The 16,529-nt window shown below is 36.7% G+C and carries 15 protein-coding genes; 8 read left to right on the forward strand and 7 right to left on the reverse strand.

Features of this window, described 5'->3' with window-relative positions; translation table 11 throughout:
* Nucleotides 1–9: 9 nt before the first annotated feature.
* Together PXG98_RS08365 and mnmC2 are read right to left on the reverse strand one after the other, a co-directional pair.
* A complete protein-coding gene (locus PXG98_RS08365; RefSeq protein WP_276390258.1) occupies nucleotides 10–969 on the reverse strand; it encodes a TIGR01777 family oxidoreductase in 960 nt (319 codons plus the stop codon).
* A 71-nt stretch (nucleotides 970–1,040) separates the two neighbouring features.
* On the reverse strand, nucleotides 1,041–1,709 hold the full coding sequence (mnmC2, locus tag PXG98_RS08370; RefSeq protein ID WP_276390259.1) for a tRNA (5-methylaminomethyl-2-thiouridine)(34)-methyltransferase MnmC2: 669 nt from the start codon (nucleotides 1,707–1,709) through the stop codon (nucleotides 1,041–1,043).
* A gap of 190 nt (nucleotides 1,710–1,899) precedes the next feature.
* Between mnmC2 and PXG98_RS08375 the strand changes: the two genes are divergently transcribed.
* The gene (locus tag PXG98_RS08375) at nucleotides 1,900–2,967 is read left to right on the forward strand and encodes a branched-chain amino acid aminotransferase (protein ID WP_276390260.1); all 1,068 of its coding nucleotides are present in this window, start codon (nucleotides 1,900–1,902) and stop codon (nucleotides 2,965–2,967) included.
* A 42-nt stretch (nucleotides 2,968–3,009) separates the two neighbouring features.
* Here PXG98_RS08375 and PXG98_RS08380 read toward each other — a convergent pair whose 3' ends face one another.
* The gene (locus PXG98_RS08380) at nucleotides 3,010–3,396 is read right to left on the reverse strand and encodes a nucleoside triphosphate pyrophosphohydrolase family protein (protein WP_276390262.1); all 387 of its coding nucleotides are present in this window, start codon (nucleotides 3,394–3,396) and stop codon (nucleotides 3,010–3,012) included.
* A 534-nt stretch (nucleotides 3,397–3,930) separates the two neighbouring features.
* Between PXG98_RS08380 and crcB the strand changes: the two genes are divergently transcribed.
* The 4 genes from crcB (at nucleotide 3,931) to PXG98_RS08405 (ending at nucleotide 7,466) form a co-directional block, all read left to right on the forward strand.
* Entirely contained in the window at nucleotides 3,931–4,302 is a 372-nt protein-coding gene (crcB, locus tag PXG98_RS08390; RefSeq protein ID WP_276390266.1) for a fluoride efflux transporter CrcB, read from the forward strand.
* 282 nt (nucleotides 4,303–4,584) lie between these two features.
* Nucleotides 4,585–4,923: a P-II family nitrogen regulator gene (locus PXG98_RS08395; protein WP_276390267.1), complete on the forward strand. Its 339-nt coding sequence runs from the start codon at nucleotides 4,585–4,587 to the stop codon at nucleotides 4,921–4,923.
* A gap of 23 nt (nucleotides 4,924–4,946) precedes the next feature.
* Nucleotides 4,947–6,197, forward strand: coding sequence for an ammonium transporter (locus PXG98_RS08400; RefSeq protein WP_276390268.1), 1,251 nt, complete (start codon nucleotides 4,947–4,949; stop codon nucleotides 6,195–6,197).
* A gap of 108 nt (nucleotides 6,198–6,305) precedes the next feature.
* On the forward strand, nucleotides 6,306–7,466 hold the full coding sequence (locus PXG98_RS08405) for an outer membrane beta-barrel protein (RefSeq protein WP_276390269.1): 1,161 nt from the start codon (nucleotides 6,306–6,308) through the stop codon (nucleotides 7,464–7,466).
* A gap of 77 nt (nucleotides 7,467–7,543) precedes the next feature.
* Here PXG98_RS08405 and PXG98_RS08410 read toward each other — a convergent pair whose 3' ends face one another.
* Nucleotides 7,544–8,206, reverse strand: coding sequence for a DUF1684 domain-containing protein (locus tag PXG98_RS08410; protein ID WP_276390270.1), 663 nt, complete (start codon nucleotides 8,204–8,206; stop codon nucleotides 7,544–7,546).
* Nucleotides 8,207–8,408: 202 nt separating this feature from the next.
* Between PXG98_RS08410 and PXG98_RS08415 the strand changes: the two genes are divergently transcribed.
* Both PXG98_RS08415 and PXG98_RS08420 read left to right on the forward strand, forming a co-directional pair.
* Nucleotides 8,409–9,608 carry an MFS transporter gene (locus PXG98_RS08415; RefSeq protein WP_276390271.1) on the forward strand — a complete coding sequence of 400 codons (1,200 nt, stop codon included), beginning with the start codon at nucleotides 8,409–8,411 and terminating at the stop codon, nucleotides 9,606–9,608.
* Nucleotides 9,609–9,703: 95 nt separating this feature from the next.
* Nucleotides 9,704–10,360 carry a DJ-1/PfpI family protein gene (locus tag PXG98_RS08420; RefSeq protein WP_276390779.1) on the forward strand — a complete coding sequence of 219 codons (657 nt, stop codon included), beginning with the start codon at nucleotides 9,704–9,706 and terminating at the stop codon, nucleotides 10,358–10,360.
* Here PXG98_RS08420 and PXG98_RS08425 read toward each other — a convergent pair.
* Nucleotides 10,347–11,702, reverse strand: coding sequence for an alpha/beta hydrolase (locus PXG98_RS08425; RefSeq protein WP_276390272.1), 1,356 nt, complete (start codon nucleotides 11,700–11,702; stop codon nucleotides 10,347–10,349). The genes PXG98_RS08420 and PXG98_RS08425 overlap by 14 nt on opposite strands.
* A gap of 323 nt (nucleotides 11,703–12,025) precedes the next feature.
* Complete coding sequence (locus PXG98_RS08430) at nucleotides 12,026–12,472, reverse strand: Lrp/AsnC family transcriptional regulator (RefSeq protein WP_276390273.1); 447 nt, start codon at nucleotides 12,470–12,472, stop codon at nucleotides 12,026–12,028.
* A gap of 116 nt (nucleotides 12,473–12,588) precedes the next feature.
* On the opposite strand from PXG98_RS08430, the gene PXG98_RS08435 reads away from it, so the two are divergent.
* Nucleotides 12,589–13,026 carry a hypothetical protein gene (locus PXG98_RS08435; RefSeq protein WP_276390274.1) on the forward strand — a complete coding sequence of 146 codons (438 nt, stop codon included), beginning with the start codon at nucleotides 12,589–12,591 and terminating at the stop codon, nucleotides 13,024–13,026.
* A gap of 17 nt (nucleotides 13,027–13,043) precedes the next feature.
* On the opposite strand, the gene PXG98_RS08440 is transcribed toward PXG98_RS08435, so the two are convergent.
* A complete protein-coding gene (locus PXG98_RS08440) occupies nucleotides 13,044–16,478 on the reverse strand; it encodes a methylmalonyl-CoA mutase family protein (protein ID WP_276390276.1) in 3,435 nt (1,144 codons plus the stop codon).
* Nucleotides 16,479–16,529 lie beyond the last annotated feature (51 nt).

A 16,529-nucleotide genomic window follows, 5' to 3' on the forward strand; every position in this document is an offset into this window, starting at 1 on the left:
TACCAAGGCTCATACGAACTCCTTTATGTCTAGATGTTGTTTAGAATCTGTTTTGGTATTTGTTGGATATAGGGATTCAAGGGCTTTGCAAATATTTTTATACTTAAAATGAAACCCCTTTTTTTGAATTTTACTGCAACTAACGCGCTGACTAGCGAGAAGTAAATATGACATTTCACCAAGTAGTAACTTTAAGGAGAATTCCGGCACATTTGGCAAAATAAGTGGTCTATTTAATACTTTGGCCAACTCGTTTACCATTTTTTTATTTGTAACCGGATTGGGAGCTACCCCATTATAAACACCTATTAAGTCTTTCTCCATTAGAAATAAGAACATTGCAGCTAGGTCCTCAATATGAATCCAAGACTGCCATTGACTACCAGAGCCAAATGGGGCTCCCATATAGTTTTTCACAGCCGTAGTGAGTTTCGGTAATGCCCCACCCTTGGCAGAACAAACCAAACCTGTTCTAATGATAGCCACCTCACAGGATAGTTGTTTAAACTTTTCCATTTCTAGTTCCCATGCTTCCACAACCTCTCCTAAAAAGCTGTGGTCAATTTCTGTGGTTTGTTCTGTATAATAGTTGGCAAGAGAATCAGGGTAAATTCCAATTGCCGATGAAGATATCAGCTTAAACTTTCTATTATCTGTCATTTTAGAAATAGCGGAGTAAATCGTTTGGAGACTCTTTGTCCGGCTATTTAGAATCAATTCCTTGTTTCGACTGCTCCATCTTTGTGCAATTGTGGCCCCAGCTAAATTAATTATCGTGGAAACACCCTGAAAACAATTATCATCAATTATATTCTTTGACGGATCCCAATAAAACCCTGTATAGTCTTCTGTTTTTTTTATTTTCTCCTTTGAAGTTGTAAGGTAATGCACAGAATACCCTTCTTTTAATAGTAAACTGGTGAGGGCACTGCCAACTAAACCTGTTGCACCCGTTATCAAGACTTTCATTGCTTTTTTTTGTAAAGGTATATGTTTTCACATACAGCCACGTCAGCTTTAATTTGGATTTAACAATTATCCTAGAGATTTGGCTTAATTGCGCGGAGCATTTCTCTTTTTCCCGGAGGACCGGGTATCTTTTCCACAGTAAAACCTGTGGCTATCATAGCCCGCCGCACACTTCCTTTGCAGGAATAGGTAACTAAAACCCCTCCCTCCTTCATAGCACTAAACACCTTTAAAAACATTTCTTGGGTCCATAGTTCTGGCTGTACACGAGGGCCAAAAGCATCGTAGAATACTAGATTGTATTTACTTTTATCTTGCAAATCACGAAAGTCTATTTGTCTTTTTTCAAAGGTAAAATTATCGGATAATCTTATAGCATCATCCCATGGAGCGCTATGCATTAATTGAAATGTTTCTTCTGCAAAACTATTTTTGAGGGAAGCCACATAATCTAATTGAAGAAGTTCTTTAGATTCAACTGGGTATGCCTCTAAGGTAGTATAAGCTACTTTTATTTGTTCTTTTATTGCCTCCAAATAGGTCATCAATGCGTTTAAACCTGTCCCGAATCCAAATTCTAAAACCGACAACTCCTTTAAAGCAACCTTCTTAAATCCAGAATTTATATAGACATGCTGGGCTTCCTGTATAGCACCATGAGTAGAGTGGTAGGACTCATTCCATTCTTCGAGGTGGATGGTTTTAGAACCATCTTTAGTAATAACGACCTTTCTTTTCAATTAATCCATCAATTTTTTATATGGTATGTACCATAGCCTAGACTTTCTAACAAAAGCACAAGCAATATGTTAAAAGTTTTCATTATTCTCAAAAATCTATTTACATATACAAAACTGAGGATTTTTGGTTAAAAAAAGAAGGTTGAGAATGTTATTATTGCTTACATTTAATCTATTAAAACTGGAATAGATGGAAACAACCACTAAAAATTTGATTGTTGAGAAAGCCCAAACATCAAAAATTACCAAGGTAGATTTTAATCATCTTCCTTTTGGTGCCTATTTTACAGATCATATGCTTGTCTGTAATTACAAAAAAGGGCATTGGGAAACCCCGAGAATTATTCCTTATCAGCCACTCTCCATGGAACCTTCTTCCAGAGTTTTTCACTATGGTCAGGCGGTTTTTGAAGGAATGAAAGCCTATAAAGATGATGAAGGAGGCGTTTGGCTTTTTAGACCGGACGAGAATTTTAAGCGTATTAACAAATCCAGTGTAAGACTAGCAATGCCGGAATTTCCGGAATCGTATTTCTTTGATGGTCTAAAGAAGTTATTAGAATTGGACAAAGCTTGGATAAAACCAGGACTGGGAAACTCTCTTTATATAAGACCTTTTTCTATTGCCTCAGAGGCAGGAATAGTCGCTTCACCGGCTGAGGAATTTACTTTTATCATTATTTGCTCCCCGGCACAATCTTATTATGGAGGGGAGGTTCGCGTAAAAATTGCAGAGAAATATAGCAGGGCAGCAGACGGTGGTTTTGGATTTACCAAGGCTGCGGGAAATTATGCCGGACAATTTTATCCCACTAATCTGGCGAAAGAAGAAGGATTTCAGCAAGTAGTCTGGACCGATGCCAATACCCATGAATATATTGAAGAAGCTGGTACAATGAATATTTTTGTAAGACTAGACGACAAACTAATTACCTGCCCTACGGGAGATAGGATTTTAGATGGGATTACGCGAAAGAGTATTATTGAATTAGCCAAAAAGAAAGGAATTGAAGTAGAAATTAGACCAATTAAGGTAAGTGAATTAGTGGAAGGGATAAAAAACGGACGTTTGAAAGAGCTATTTGGTAGTGGCACAGCTGCTGTGATTAATCCTATCCTTGGATTTGGATATAAAGGTGAACGTTACGAATTACCTAAGGTGGAAAATGCTTATTCTGCTTCTTTAAAGCAAGAATTGTTAGACATACAATACAACAAGGCGGAAGATCCATTTGGCTGGAGGTACGCGGTCATTTAATAATTCCAAGAGCTTAGAAAAGCACTTTTGTAAAGTGCTTTTCTAATTTTCTAGAATTTCTTTAATTTTCGGTTTAAAATATAACGGCCCCTTTAGTACTTTGCCATCTTCGCGATAGATAGGCTTGCCATTTTCATCAAGTTTACTCATATTACTTTTCTGGATTTCCTCAAACACCTCCTCAATTTTATGTTGCATTCCGTGCTCTAAAATAGTTCCACACAAAATGTATAACATATCCCCTAAAGCATCAGCAACCTCTACTAAGTCGTTATTTTGAGCTGCTTCATAATACTCTTTGTTTTCTTCGTCCATTAAATTGAATCTTAGCGTATTCTTGGCTTCTCCCAGGTTAGCCTTCATGGTCTGGGATACTCCGAGACCAAAAGAATTATGAAACAACTCTACTGCGGCAATCTTATTCTTCATAAAATATTTAGTTTTGTGTAAAAATAGCAATTATGTTTAGCAAGGGACAACTCCTTTTCGCCTTATTATTTATAATAAGCTTTTCTATAATACTAATTCGAACATATAGAAAAGACAAAGAACTGCACTCCAAAAATTATAAAGGTGTTAAATGGGTTGGATTATTTTTTGCATTATTCATAATATTTTTATTCTCAATTAAGTACCTCCTAAAAAATTAGGACACATATTACTATTGGCATAAAAAGCTGTAAATAAAACGTCTAATTTTAATTTCTATACGTATTACATAAGAAAATACGTACTTTTGCGTTAGAGAACTACAGATAATCGATAAATGACCATTTTTTTAACCCTTGTTCTTATTCTAGTTGTGTTGAATATTTCAATACTTATTGCGAGTATTTCTTTTATTGGAAAACAAATGTTTTCTAGTAGTAAAGACAGCGCAGACGCAAGCCTTACTAAAATCTATCCAATAGATTTAAATAGCAGTATCTACAAAAAAGCTATTTAGTTTTTTACCTTTAAGGTATGAAACAACTACTATTAGTATTTATTGGAGGAGGAATAGGCAGTTGTCTTCGATTTCTGATTAGCCGAAATTTCAATGCTTATTATGACAATTTCTTTGTTGGAACCTTTGTAGTCAATATAATTGGAAGTTTAATTATTGGTTTTGTTTTGGGTTGTTCCTTAAAAGGTAATTACTTTTCAAAAGATCAAATTCTTTTCCTAGCCACAGGATTCTGTGGGGGCTTTACAACTTTTTCGGCATTTGCGTTTGAAAAACATGGATTATTACAGTCCGGAGAATTACTCTACTTTACTATTTATGCTCTTAGCAGTATTTTTGTGGGGGTACTAGCTATTGCCTTTGGACTATGGCTCTCACGGCTTATTTAAGGCCCTGAATAACTTTTTAACACCTATTTACATCTTTTCTTTTTAATTTTAACTTCTTGTTATTGAAGCAGTTACGCTTTATTAATATTTTTCTTACTTCTTTCATTCTGACCTAAACACAAAATATCTAATTCTTCAATAAATCAAAATTTTATTAATATACCCTTAAATTTTAGGGGTATTAATTATTATAATTATAAAAATTATATATGTACCCCCTAAATTTTAGGGGTAATCTTTTTTATAATATATATTTGTCGAGATCAACAATAAAATTTAAAAATGAAAAAAGTTGAAGCAATTATTAGAAAATCCAAATTTGACGATGTAAAGAAAGCATTGCATCAAATTGAGGTAAACTTCTTTAGTTACTGGGACGTAACGGGAGTGGGCAATGAAAAACAGGGACATGTCTATCGAGGCATTTCCTATAGTACAACAGACATACAGCGTCGCTATCTGGAGATAGTAATATCGGACGAGTTTTTAGAAAAAACCGTTAACGCTGTATTGGAAGCCGCATACACGGGAAATGTGGGTGACGGTAAAATATTTGTATCTGATGTATTAGAAGCCTACAGAATTCGAACCAAAGAAAACGGCCAAGCCGGAATTAATTAAAAAACTAACTAAACCTTAAAAAAATGGATGCAGGATTATTTACAGCCAATAACGTTTGGATGATGGTATGTACAGCCTTGGTATTTTTTATGCACACAGGCTTTGCCTTCTTAGAAATTGGGCTTACCAGACAAAAAAACACAATAAACATATTATTTAAAAACATTTTTATCATCACCGTAGGTCTACTACTATACTATATAGGAGGCTTTAATTTAATGTATCCTGGCTTTGCAGAAGGTTCCAGTGGCATTATAGACTTTGCAGGATTCGGTATTGCAGCACCTGAAAACGGAATGACCCCTGAATATGCAGATGGTGGATATACTTGGTGGACAGACTTTCTCTTTCAAGGAATGTTTGCAGCTACAGCGGCAACCATAGTATCAGGAGCAGTGGCGGAAAGAATTAAAATAGCTCCCTTTATGATATTTACTATTTTATATGTTGGACTTATATATCCTATTGTTGGTTCATGGCAATGGGGTGGTGGTTTTCTATCTTCCTTAGGTGGAGATGAAGGATTCTACGATTTTGCGGGCTCTACCCTAGTTCACTCTGTTGGAGGATGGGGAGCACTTATCGCAATTTATTTATTAGGTGCCAGAATTGGAAAATTTGACTCTGATGGGAAGCCAAATGCGATCCCTGGTCACAACATCCCTATGGCAACAGCTGGGGTACTTATTCTCTGGTTAGGCTGGTTTGGTTTTAATGGAGGTTCTGTACTTTCTGCAGACCCTGAAGCTACCTCCCTAGTATTAGTTACCACATGTTTAGCAGCAGCCGCAGGTGGTGTTGCCGCTATGTTAACCTCTACATTTATGTATAAAAACATGGACTTAACCATGTTCTTAAACGGAATTTTGGGTGGTCTAGTAGGAATAACCGCCGGTGCAGATCTTATGTCACCAACCGAAGCAGTAATAATCGGTCTTATCGCTGGTGTAATCATAGTCTTAGGAGTTGCCTTCATTGACAAAATAAGACTGGATGATCCGGTAGGAGCCGTAACAGTTCACCTTATTTGCGGAATCTGGGGAACATTGGCAGTAGGATTATTTGGAGCCAAAGCCGGAGCACAACAACTAATATACCAGCTTACTGGTGTAGCTGCGGTAGGTGTTTTCTGTTGTGTAACTGCCTTTATCATAATATTCGCCCTTAAGAAAACAATGGGAATAAGAGTAGACAAAGAAGAAGAAATAAATGGTTTAGATCTAATTGAGCATGGAATGGATGCTTATTCAGATTTTAGAATGAACCAGCATTAAAAAAAGCAAACGGAGCGTTTGGCAGAACGCTCCGTTATGTAAATCATTCGGTCAAATCAATAATCATATTAACAGCTAACCCCTAAGGGAAAGCATAAACATTGAGTTATGAAATCATTTACAAATACAAGTTACATAAAAAATCTGTTTTTATTAGCAGTGCTTATTCTTGCCTCCTCAGCATTTGCACAGGAAGAGGAAGAGGAGAAAAAAATGACATTCAATTTTAGTGGATCGGTAGATGCCTATTACAGAACCAACTTTAATGGCCTAAATAGTAAGGTCCCTGTTATTGAGAATGGTGTAGAAATCGGCGAAATAGAACCTAGTGCGCCTGGAACCTCTTTTGCAAATGACCATGGTTTTTCCATTGGTATGGCAAACTTAATCTTAGGTTATGAGGGTGAAAAAGTAGGCTTTGTGGCCGACTTAGTTTTTGGTCCAAGAGGAGAAGACGCTGTATTTAATGATATAGGGTCAACTAATATTGTAAACCAATTATATGTGTATTGGAATGTTAGTGAAAAAGTTACCCTAACCTTTGGTAATTTCAATACTTTTTTGGGATATGAAGTAATATCTCCTGTTGCTAATTTCAATTATAGTACTTCCTATATGTTCTCTTATGGTCCCTTTTCTCATGCGGGTCTTAAGGCCGACTTCGATTTAGGAAACGATTGGTCAGCAATGGTCGCTATTTTGAATCAGACAGATTTCACCTCTTCGGCCAGAGTAAGTGATTTTAGTTTTGGAGCGCAAATTGGCTATGCCGGTCAGTACTTAAATTTTCTTTATGGAAAACAAGGTATAGACAAAGTTTTAATAGATGGAAACATAGTGGAACCGAGTATATCTGGTCTATTTCAAATAGACTATACCGGCGGCTTTAATTTTGGAGAAGACTTTTTCTTAGGAATTAATGCAACCTATCAAGATACAGGAGATGTTGGCTTTGACGAATTTACTCCAGATGATCTTGGATTCTATGGGGTAGCCCTTTATCCACAATATACTACCTCTGAAACCTTTACAATTGGGTTAAGAGGAGAATATTTTAGTGAAATTGGAGATTATGGAGCCATTGGTACAGGAGTAGAAGATTCTAATGTTTTTGCCTTAACCGCTACAGGAAATATTCAACTTGGGAATCTGGCAATAAAACCAGAAATAAGATTCGACACAGCTTCCGATGATGCCTTTTTAAATTCAGATCTAGTAGCTCAGGATAATTTATCCTCCTTCTTATTGGCTGCCGTTTATGCCTTTTAGAAAAAGCTTAAAAATACCGCCTTTAGTTTAGTTTTGTTTAGTTAAATTACCCAACCCCGGCAACCAAGTTGCTGGGGTTATTTGTTGGTTTTATCAAATCGTTTTACCCCTGCCTTTATCTCGGTATTTAAGTAATTCTCTTTAGGAACAATAGGACAGGAATACTTCTTGTTATACACGCAATAAGGATTATACGCTTTATTAAAATCTAAGGTTATTGCATCTCCTTCCGGTATCGATAAATCTAAGTACCTACCCCCTTCGTAAGATTCCACACCATTTGTTTTATCTAAAAAAGGTAAAAAAAGGTAATCCCGAAATCCTATGGAGTCCCTTAGTTGAACATTCTGATACACTTCTAAGGAATAAGCTTTGTTTTGAAGCCTAAACTCTATGATACCGTACACAGTCTCCTCTGAGAACCTTTCTGTATTGGTTGGCATCATAAACGGAATTGCATTGGGAGTTCTTTTTAATATCCCCTGAACAATAAACTGTGTATCTGGTTTAAAGAAATCCAAGCCGTCAAAATCTTTTCTAAATCTGTCCGGAAGTGGGGATAAATTTGGATCCTTAAAAGTCTTATTTAAATTCTGCTGAAATTTAACTATTTCTTTTATCTGCGCAGGATACAAGGATACCTCCTGCTCTTTAGCTTCATCATGATAACGCCTCTTATCCCCACAGGAGGAGAAGACAACCACTATCAACAGCCAAATAACTCCAATACCTTTTTTCATTCGTAATTATTTATGGTAAAATTACAATATCTATATTTTTTATTTACATTTACAGCATCTTAAAACCAAAAGTACAATGACACATAAACAAGTAACATCGATTCTTTCTTCTAAAACAAAAGACCAGTGTTGACTTGTGATCACTATATCATAAAAAAAAGCCTGGCTAATTAGCCGGGCTTTTTTTATTCAATTATAATTTATGAACCGCCTAATCCACAGCTATTTAAATTCTTTTAAAGGCCTCTCTAAAGAGGTATGGTGGCTTGCGCTCATTACCCTGATAAATAGAGCTGGCACTATGGTAATTCCTTTTTTATCTCTTTACCTAACCCAGGATTTGGGTTTTAGTCTGGAAAGAGTTGGAATTATAATGAGCTGCTTTGGACTTGGTTCCCTCTGTGGTTCCTGGCTTGGCGGAAAACTAACAGATGTCTACGGCCCCTATAAAGTTATGTTCTACAGTCTGCATCTGTCGGGTCTTTTGTTTATTTTAATACAATTCGTCGCCTCTTTTGAAATTGTTTGTCTGGCCATATTTATTCTGATGGTGGTGGCGGACGCCTTCAGACCAGCTACTTTTGTTGCCCTTAGCACCTATAGTAAACCAGAGAATAAAACTAGATCGGTAACCTTAATTAGACTTGCCATAAATCTAGGTTTTTCTGCCGGACCAGCTATAGGCGGACTAATTATTGGATTTTTAGGATATGATGGGCTTTTCTGGGTAGACGGAATTAGTTGCATCATAGCAGCTTGGCTATTATTGGCAGTTCTGAACCCTAAAAAAGTTAAAATACTGGATAGCACCATAAATACCAGTCCAATATCTGCTTATAAAGATGGGGCTTATTTACTTTTTGTACTTACCATGGTTATTTTTGGATTTGTCTTTGTGCAGTATTTTTCAACCATTCCACTTTTTTACAATGAGGCGAGAAATTTAGATGAGGCCGAAATTGGTCTTCTGCTTGCCATGAATGGTTTTTTGATTTTTGTATTTGAGATGCCACTCATTAAGTATCTTGAAACAAGGGCAATTAGCAAAATAGGCCATATGATTGTAGGCTTGGCACTGGTCACTTTAAGCTTGTTAGTGTTAAATCTATCTTCTTGGAACGGGGTATTAGTTATTGGCATGTTAATGATGACTCTAGGTGAAATGATTGCCTTTCCCTTTTCCAATGCCTTTGCTATGGAAAGAGCCAAAAGAGGTAATCAGGGAGAGTATATGGCCTTGTATAGCATAGCATTTTCAGCTTCACACATCTTTGCCCATAATAGTGGATTTTTATCCATTGCAAATTTTGGCTATTCCTTTACTTGGTATGTTGCATCTGCGATTGGCCTAATTGGTATTTTGTTACTTTTGCTATTAAATAGAGTGCTAATTAAGAATTAAAAAAGAACATGAATACTAAATTGTGCCTTTTGCTCTGCCTATTAACCTTCTTACACCTTGGTTGTAAAAATAATGAGGAAGAGAAATCTGTGCCTATGGAAGTATCAGCCTACAAGTCTACTCTTGTTGAAAATAGATATAATGTAGCTTTTCTTATTATGGAAGGCACCTACAACACCGAATTTACTGCCCCCTACGACATCTTTCAGCACACTCAATTCAGAAAAGGGATAAAGGCTATGAATACTTTTACAGTTGCCAATACGGATAGGGCGATTACCACATTTGAAGGCCTGAGAATACTTCCTGATTTCAACTATTTAAATGATAGTATTCCAGAAATTGATATACTGGTAGTTCCAAGTGCTGAACACCATCTGGACTCTGATTTAGCAGATACTGCTATGCTAGACTTCGTTAAAAAGGTAGATAAAAATGCCATGTTAGTTACTTCACATTGCGATGGCGCATTTGTATTAGCCAAAGCAGGCCTGTTAAATTCCCATTGGTCTACAACTTTTCCAAGTGACATAGGTACATATAAGAAGATGTTTCCCGAAATTAGAGTAAAAGACAGCGTCCTATTTGTTCATGACGGGAAGTATATTACTTCAGCCGGAGGGGCAAAAAGCTTTGAAGCCGCTTTATATGTTTGTGAATACTTATATGGAAAAGAAATTGCCGAATCTATAGCCGGCGGTCTAGTCATAAATTGGGACCTGAAGCAAGTTCCTAGGTTTATTTCTCAATAATTCGATCGTATCTGGAGCTTTTGAGATATTTATTTACGACGGAATTAAATTCCGGCATAATTCTCAATAGGGCAGTGTCTTCTAAAGAATATAATTCTTCCTTATTGGTATAGCCCTGTTTTAAAAGTTCTTCCAGATAGAAAAGTGCTGTCCCATAATCTTCATACTTAGAACTATCGGAAATAATATTTAAATAATATTGATAATCTAACGGGTCTGTTATGGTTTTAATCATCCATAAATAACTAAGGACCTCATCGTTTACAAGCTGTTGCGATTTTTCCAAGTCTATAAAATCCTCCACTAGGGCGTTTAGATATCCAATCAAGCGTCTTCCCATTTGTACTTGCAAAGAATCCGTTTTGCTGTCATATTTCTTTAATTCCCCTACTTTATAATTCCACCAGCCAAGGTTATTATAATTAAGAGAACTAATATCTTCGCCTAAATTATACTCAAACTCTTCACGGATAAGAGATTCCTGAAATAGGGTATTATTAAAGGCTCTATTTTGAATCTTATAGGTCTTATGCTTTTTCACAGTTCGTAATTCATCCTGTAAAGAATCTACATTAATTAAAGGCTGGTATACTGAAATAATCTGAGACAACCCTTCCTTGGCCCTATACTTATTACCTTTGCTAAGCAATCCTCTATATTGTTGAAAGTCTTTGGTATAGTTCTCCATTATAAACTCTTCATCCCTTGCCAAGTTGCCTTTAGCCATAGAGGATAAAACAAGAATTTCAAACGATTTGTTTATTGCACTTGAATTATAGTCTTTAGCACCACCGTCGAATACTATAAGATTATTAGGAAACTTAAGTTTCCCCAAGATTGGTTTTTCTTGAAGCATATCGGGATAGTTAAAGTCTTCATTCCCCACTATTCCGACAAAATGGTAAGGCCGCTTTGTGTTCAAAAGCTCCATATTTGGTACTGGTGAGCCTATGGAAATAACACCTGCAATTTGCTTTATAAATGATGGTACAATGGTGGCAAACTTTGCACCGGTTCCAAATCCTCCGGTATATGCCCTGTTCTTATCTATAGGTAAGACCGATGACACATTTCTTATCATCCTGCCAGTGATTAGAATATTTTTAGAAATTGAGAGACTATCACTCACGTTGTTAGAAGAGGCAAGTATAAAACGATGGTCCTCAGCCGCCTGCCTAAACATAGACAATACTCTCTTGCTTTTACCTTCCATACTAAAAACAAAGAGTACAGGCCATTTCCCTACTCCATCAAATCGTTTTGGTATATAAAGATTATAAGATTCGGATATGCTATCCTTTATTTTAACAGAATCTATTATTCTTCCTTTGGTAAAACTCATTTGTTTTTCTTGGGAAATAGCTCCAAAAATGGGGTAAATCAAAAAAAGTAGCACAAATACATACCTCATAAAAAGAAAATATCAAAAACCTAGCCAAAAAAAACCATTTGTAAAAAATTGGCGGTAATATCTAACAATTTCAACATTTGAAAATACAAAAACAAGCTCCAATGGTCACTAGCTAATTTAAGTAATAAAAGACAAGTCTAACAACTATTAGATTTTAAATGTTTTTAAAAGATTAAGCTATAAGATAGCATCTAAAATACCTGCTTTAGTACTTCAACTACATAAATCTTGGATGTATTAAAAACGATTTAATGTTAAATTTGTTTTATTGGGGCTTGAGAAACTACATCCGAAAGAATAATATGGGTTCTGGTTTCACCATATCTAATCAATTGATCAATAAATTCTTCCAAATGCCCCTGATCTTTTAATACTACTTCCATCACAATGTTCTCATTACCCGTTATTCGGTAACAATTGGTTACCTCGGGAAGCCCAGGTACCATTTCCAAAAATGGCTTAAGTTTCCCCATAAAAGCCCTTAAAGTTATGATAGCTTTTAGTTGATAACCTGCCTTAGCGTAAGAGACTTTCGCCTTAAAGCCTTCCAATATTCCACTGTCTTCCATTTTTTTAATTCTCTCCGCCACAGCAGGAGGTGTTAGTCCTACTTTTTTCCCTATCTCGACCAAAGATTGTCTCGAATTTTGCTGCAGTATGGCAAGTATTCTCCAATTCAAATCGTCTATCTTATCTATCATAACAAATAATAATAACTAATAAGTATTTTAAAGTAAAATAATTCTTTTGCTTTAAATAACAAAGCAAACTTTACAGTTTTGCACGTAAATTTATATAAGAAATAAGGAAAAATAAAATGCCCTACAAGAACTTAAGGACGATTCCGGTTTATAGAAAATCTATAGAGCTATGCTCTATGAGTAGGGAGATTGCATCTTTTGTATCTAAAAACAAAGATTTGCTAACCCTCTGCCAATCAAATAGTTTAAGAGATACTATTGCCGATTCTTTGTTAACAGATGCCATATTGATTCCCCAGCAAATTGCCAGAGTTGAGGCTTCTGAATCTTACAATGTTAGGATGAAATCCATTTCCTTTATAAATATTATGATTCGAAATATTATTTCGTATTGTAATGGATTGGAACAGGATGGCCTAAAAGAAAGAGAATATATAGATTTAATGCGCAAAGAAATTCTAAGCTTTAGGCGCTCTTTCAAGAAATGGAGAAAGTCTTACGGTGGTTTATCCGGAAATTCCACTTGGGGTTTTAACGATTACAGGGGCTACTGATCAGAAGATTTAGCATACTACATATTTCTTCTGTATTGACCTCCAACTTCAAAAAGAGAAGTGGTAATCTGGCCTAAAGAACAGTACTTTGTAACCTCCATTAATTTTTCAAAAATATTTTGATTCTTTACGGCTGCTTCTTTCAGCTCGTCTAGCAGGGAGCTGGCTTTCTCCTCATTCCTTTGGTGTAGATTCTGCAATGTTATTATTTGATCCTTTTTTTCTTCTTCTGTCGCTCTAATCACTTCTGCGGGTAAAATAGTTGGGGAACCTGTAGAACTAAGAAATGTGTTTACCCCTATTATTGGATAAGTACCATTGTGTTTTAAGGTTTCATAGTACATGCTTTCTTCTTGAATCTTAGATCTTTGGTACATAGTCTCCATAGCTCCTAAAACACCCCCTCTTTCTGTAATCCTATCAAACTCAATTAACACAGCCTCTTCTACTAGATCTGTTAACTCTTCAATAATAAAAGAACCTTGCAAAGGGTTTTCATTCTTAGTTAGTCCTAATTCTTTATTTATAATTAGTTGAATAGCCATGGCTCTCCTTACCGATTCTTCCGTCGGTGTAGTAATAGCCTCATCATAGGCATTTGTATGCAGAGAATTACAATTGTCGTAAATGGCATATAGTGCTTGCAAGGTAGTTCTGATATCATTGAAGTCGATTTCCTGAGCATGCAAACTGCGACCTGAAGTTTGAATATGGTATTTAAGCATTTGAGCCCGAGGACCTGCCCTGTATTTTTCCTTCATTGCCTTAGCCCAAATCCTTCTTGCCACTCTACCAATAACGGCATATTCCGGATCTATTCCATTCGAAAAGAAAAAAGATAAATTCGGTCCAAATTTATTAATATCCATTCCTCTACTCAAATAGTATTCTACATAGGTGAAACCATTAGAAAGAGTAAAGGCCAATTGTGTTATAGGGTTTGCTCCGGCTTCTGCAATGTGATATCCGGAAATAGATACAGAATAAAAATTTCGAACCTTATTGTCTATAAAATAAGCCTGTACATCTCCCATTAAGCGAAGTGCGAACTCCGTAGAAAAGATACATGTATTTTGAGCCTGGTCTTCTTTTAATATGTCTGCCTGAACAGTTCCTCGAATAGTAGCTAAGGTGCGAAGCTTTATTTCATTGTATATGTCTTGAGGTAAGACCTGATCCCCAGTTACTCCCAAAAGGAAAAGTCCCAAACCATTATTCCCCTCAGGCAGGTCTCCTCTATACGCAGGTCTTTTATCTATGGCCCCTTTATAGATTGCCTTAATGGTTTTTTCTACTTTCTCTTCTAAATTGTTCTGGTGTATATATTTCTCACAGCCTTGGTCTATAGCAGCATTTATAAAAAACCCTAGAAGCATCGGCGCCGGACCATTAATTGTCATACTTACCGAAGTCATTGGATTACTTAAATCAAAACCAGAGTACAGCTTCTTAGCGTCATCCAAACAACAAACTGAAACTCCCGCATTCCCGATTTTACCATATATGTCGGGCCTATAATCTGGATCATTTCCATACAAGGTAACAGAATCGAATGCAGTAGAAAGTCTTTTAGCCGGCATGTCTAAGCTCACATAGTGGAATCTTCGATTGGTTCGTTCGGGACCACCTTCCCCCGCAAACATGCGTGTAGGATCCTCTTCGGTACGCTTAAAAGGGTATAATCCGGACGTATAAGGAAATTCTCCCGGCACGTTTTCCTGTAGTTCCCATAAAAGAAGATCTCCCCATGCCTTATATCTAGGCATGGCTATTTTTGGGATTGAAAGTTTTGAAAGTGATTCTACATGTGTTTCTATAGCTATTTCCTTACCTCTAACCTTAAAGACATACTGTTCTTTCTGGTATTTTTCCTTTTTAGCATTCCAAGAAATAATCCGCTCCCAATTATATGGATTGAGTTCTAACTTTGTTGCGTTAAATTGCGACAAAAGCATCTTAACAAAAACGTCTATGTCTTTCTTTTCACCAGCCGTATTTCCTAGAACTAAACCTGTTTTGTCCAAATCTACCTCAGTTTGGGAAATTCCCTTTATAGTAGTATAAAGGCCATATAATTTCTGTGCAATTTCTGCCTGTCTCTGACTCTCCAAGTCATAGGCTTTAAGCGTTTCTGTAATTTCGGAAAGGTACCTGGTTCTAGAAGGCGGGACCACATAAACTTTTTCTTCCATTTCCTTATTTATTTTAAGACTGGAAACAAGCTGTGTAGCGGCCTTTTCTTTTATCACTGCCATAACGGCCTTATAAAGCCTATTCATTCCCGGATCGTTAAATTCGGAAGCAGTGGTACCGAAAACAGGTAAGGAATCTTCCTCTACATCCCAAAGGCTATGATTTCGAACATACTGCTTTTTAACATCTCGTATTGCATCTAATGCCCCCCTTTTATCGGACTTATTAATGGCCACTAAATCGGCATAATCCAGCATATCAATTTTCTCCAGCTGGGTGGCCGCTCCAAATTCAGGGGTCATCACATAAAGAGAAACATCGCTGTGTTCAATAATTTCTGTATCCGACTGACCAATTCCCGAGGTCTCTAAAATAATTAAGTCGAACTCCGCTTGTTTTAGGACCTCAATGGCTTCATTTACGTGTTTGGACAGTGCCAAATTAGACTGCCTAGTAGCCAAAGACCTCATATATACTCTTGGCGAATTGATGGCATTCATTCGAATTCGATCTCCCAATAAAGCGCCTCCGGTTTTTCTTTTAGAAGGGTCTACTGAAATAATTCCTATGGCCTTTGATGGGAAGTCTATTAAAAACCTCCTAACCAATTCATCCACCAAACTAGATTTCCCGGAACCCCCTGTCCCTGTAATGCCAAGGACTGGTACATTCTTACCAGAGTCTTTTAGCCCATTAAAAACTTCATCAAATTCTGATGGTCTGTTTTCTGCCAAACTTATAAGACGTGCCAATACCCCGGCTTGCTTTTCCTTAAATGCCTTTATAAGCGCCTTACTATTATCTAATCCCAGTGGTGGCACCGGAAAATCTGCCTGAGAGACCAGATCATTAATCATACCTTGCAAGCCCATGGTGCGTCCATCATCCGGCGAATATATTCTACTGATACCATATTCCATTAGGGCCTTAATTTCTGCCGGCAAAATAACACCACCTCCCCCTCCAAAAATTTTAATATGCGAGGCTCCACGCTCTTGCAATAAATCAAACATATATTTGAAATACTCATTGTGCCCCCCTTGATAAGAAGTCATCGCAATGGCATTCACATCTTCCTGTATGGCGCAGTTCACAACCTCATCCACACTTCTGTCGTGTCCCAAATGGATGACCTCAACCCCTGTAGATTGAATAATACGACGCATAATATTTATAGCGGCGTCGTGCCCATCAAAAAGAGAAGCAGCAGTTACAATTCTTACTTTATTTTTAGGTGAATAGGGCTTTTGTTGTTGCATTATTAAGCGGTGTAAGTCTTATCCTTGGCAATTTACGATAAATGCAAAAAA

The organism is Eudoraea chungangensis (assembly GCF_029360665.1).
GTDB lineage: Bacteria > Bacteroidota > Bacteroidia > Flavobacteriales > Flavobacteriaceae > Eudoraea > Eudoraea chungangensis.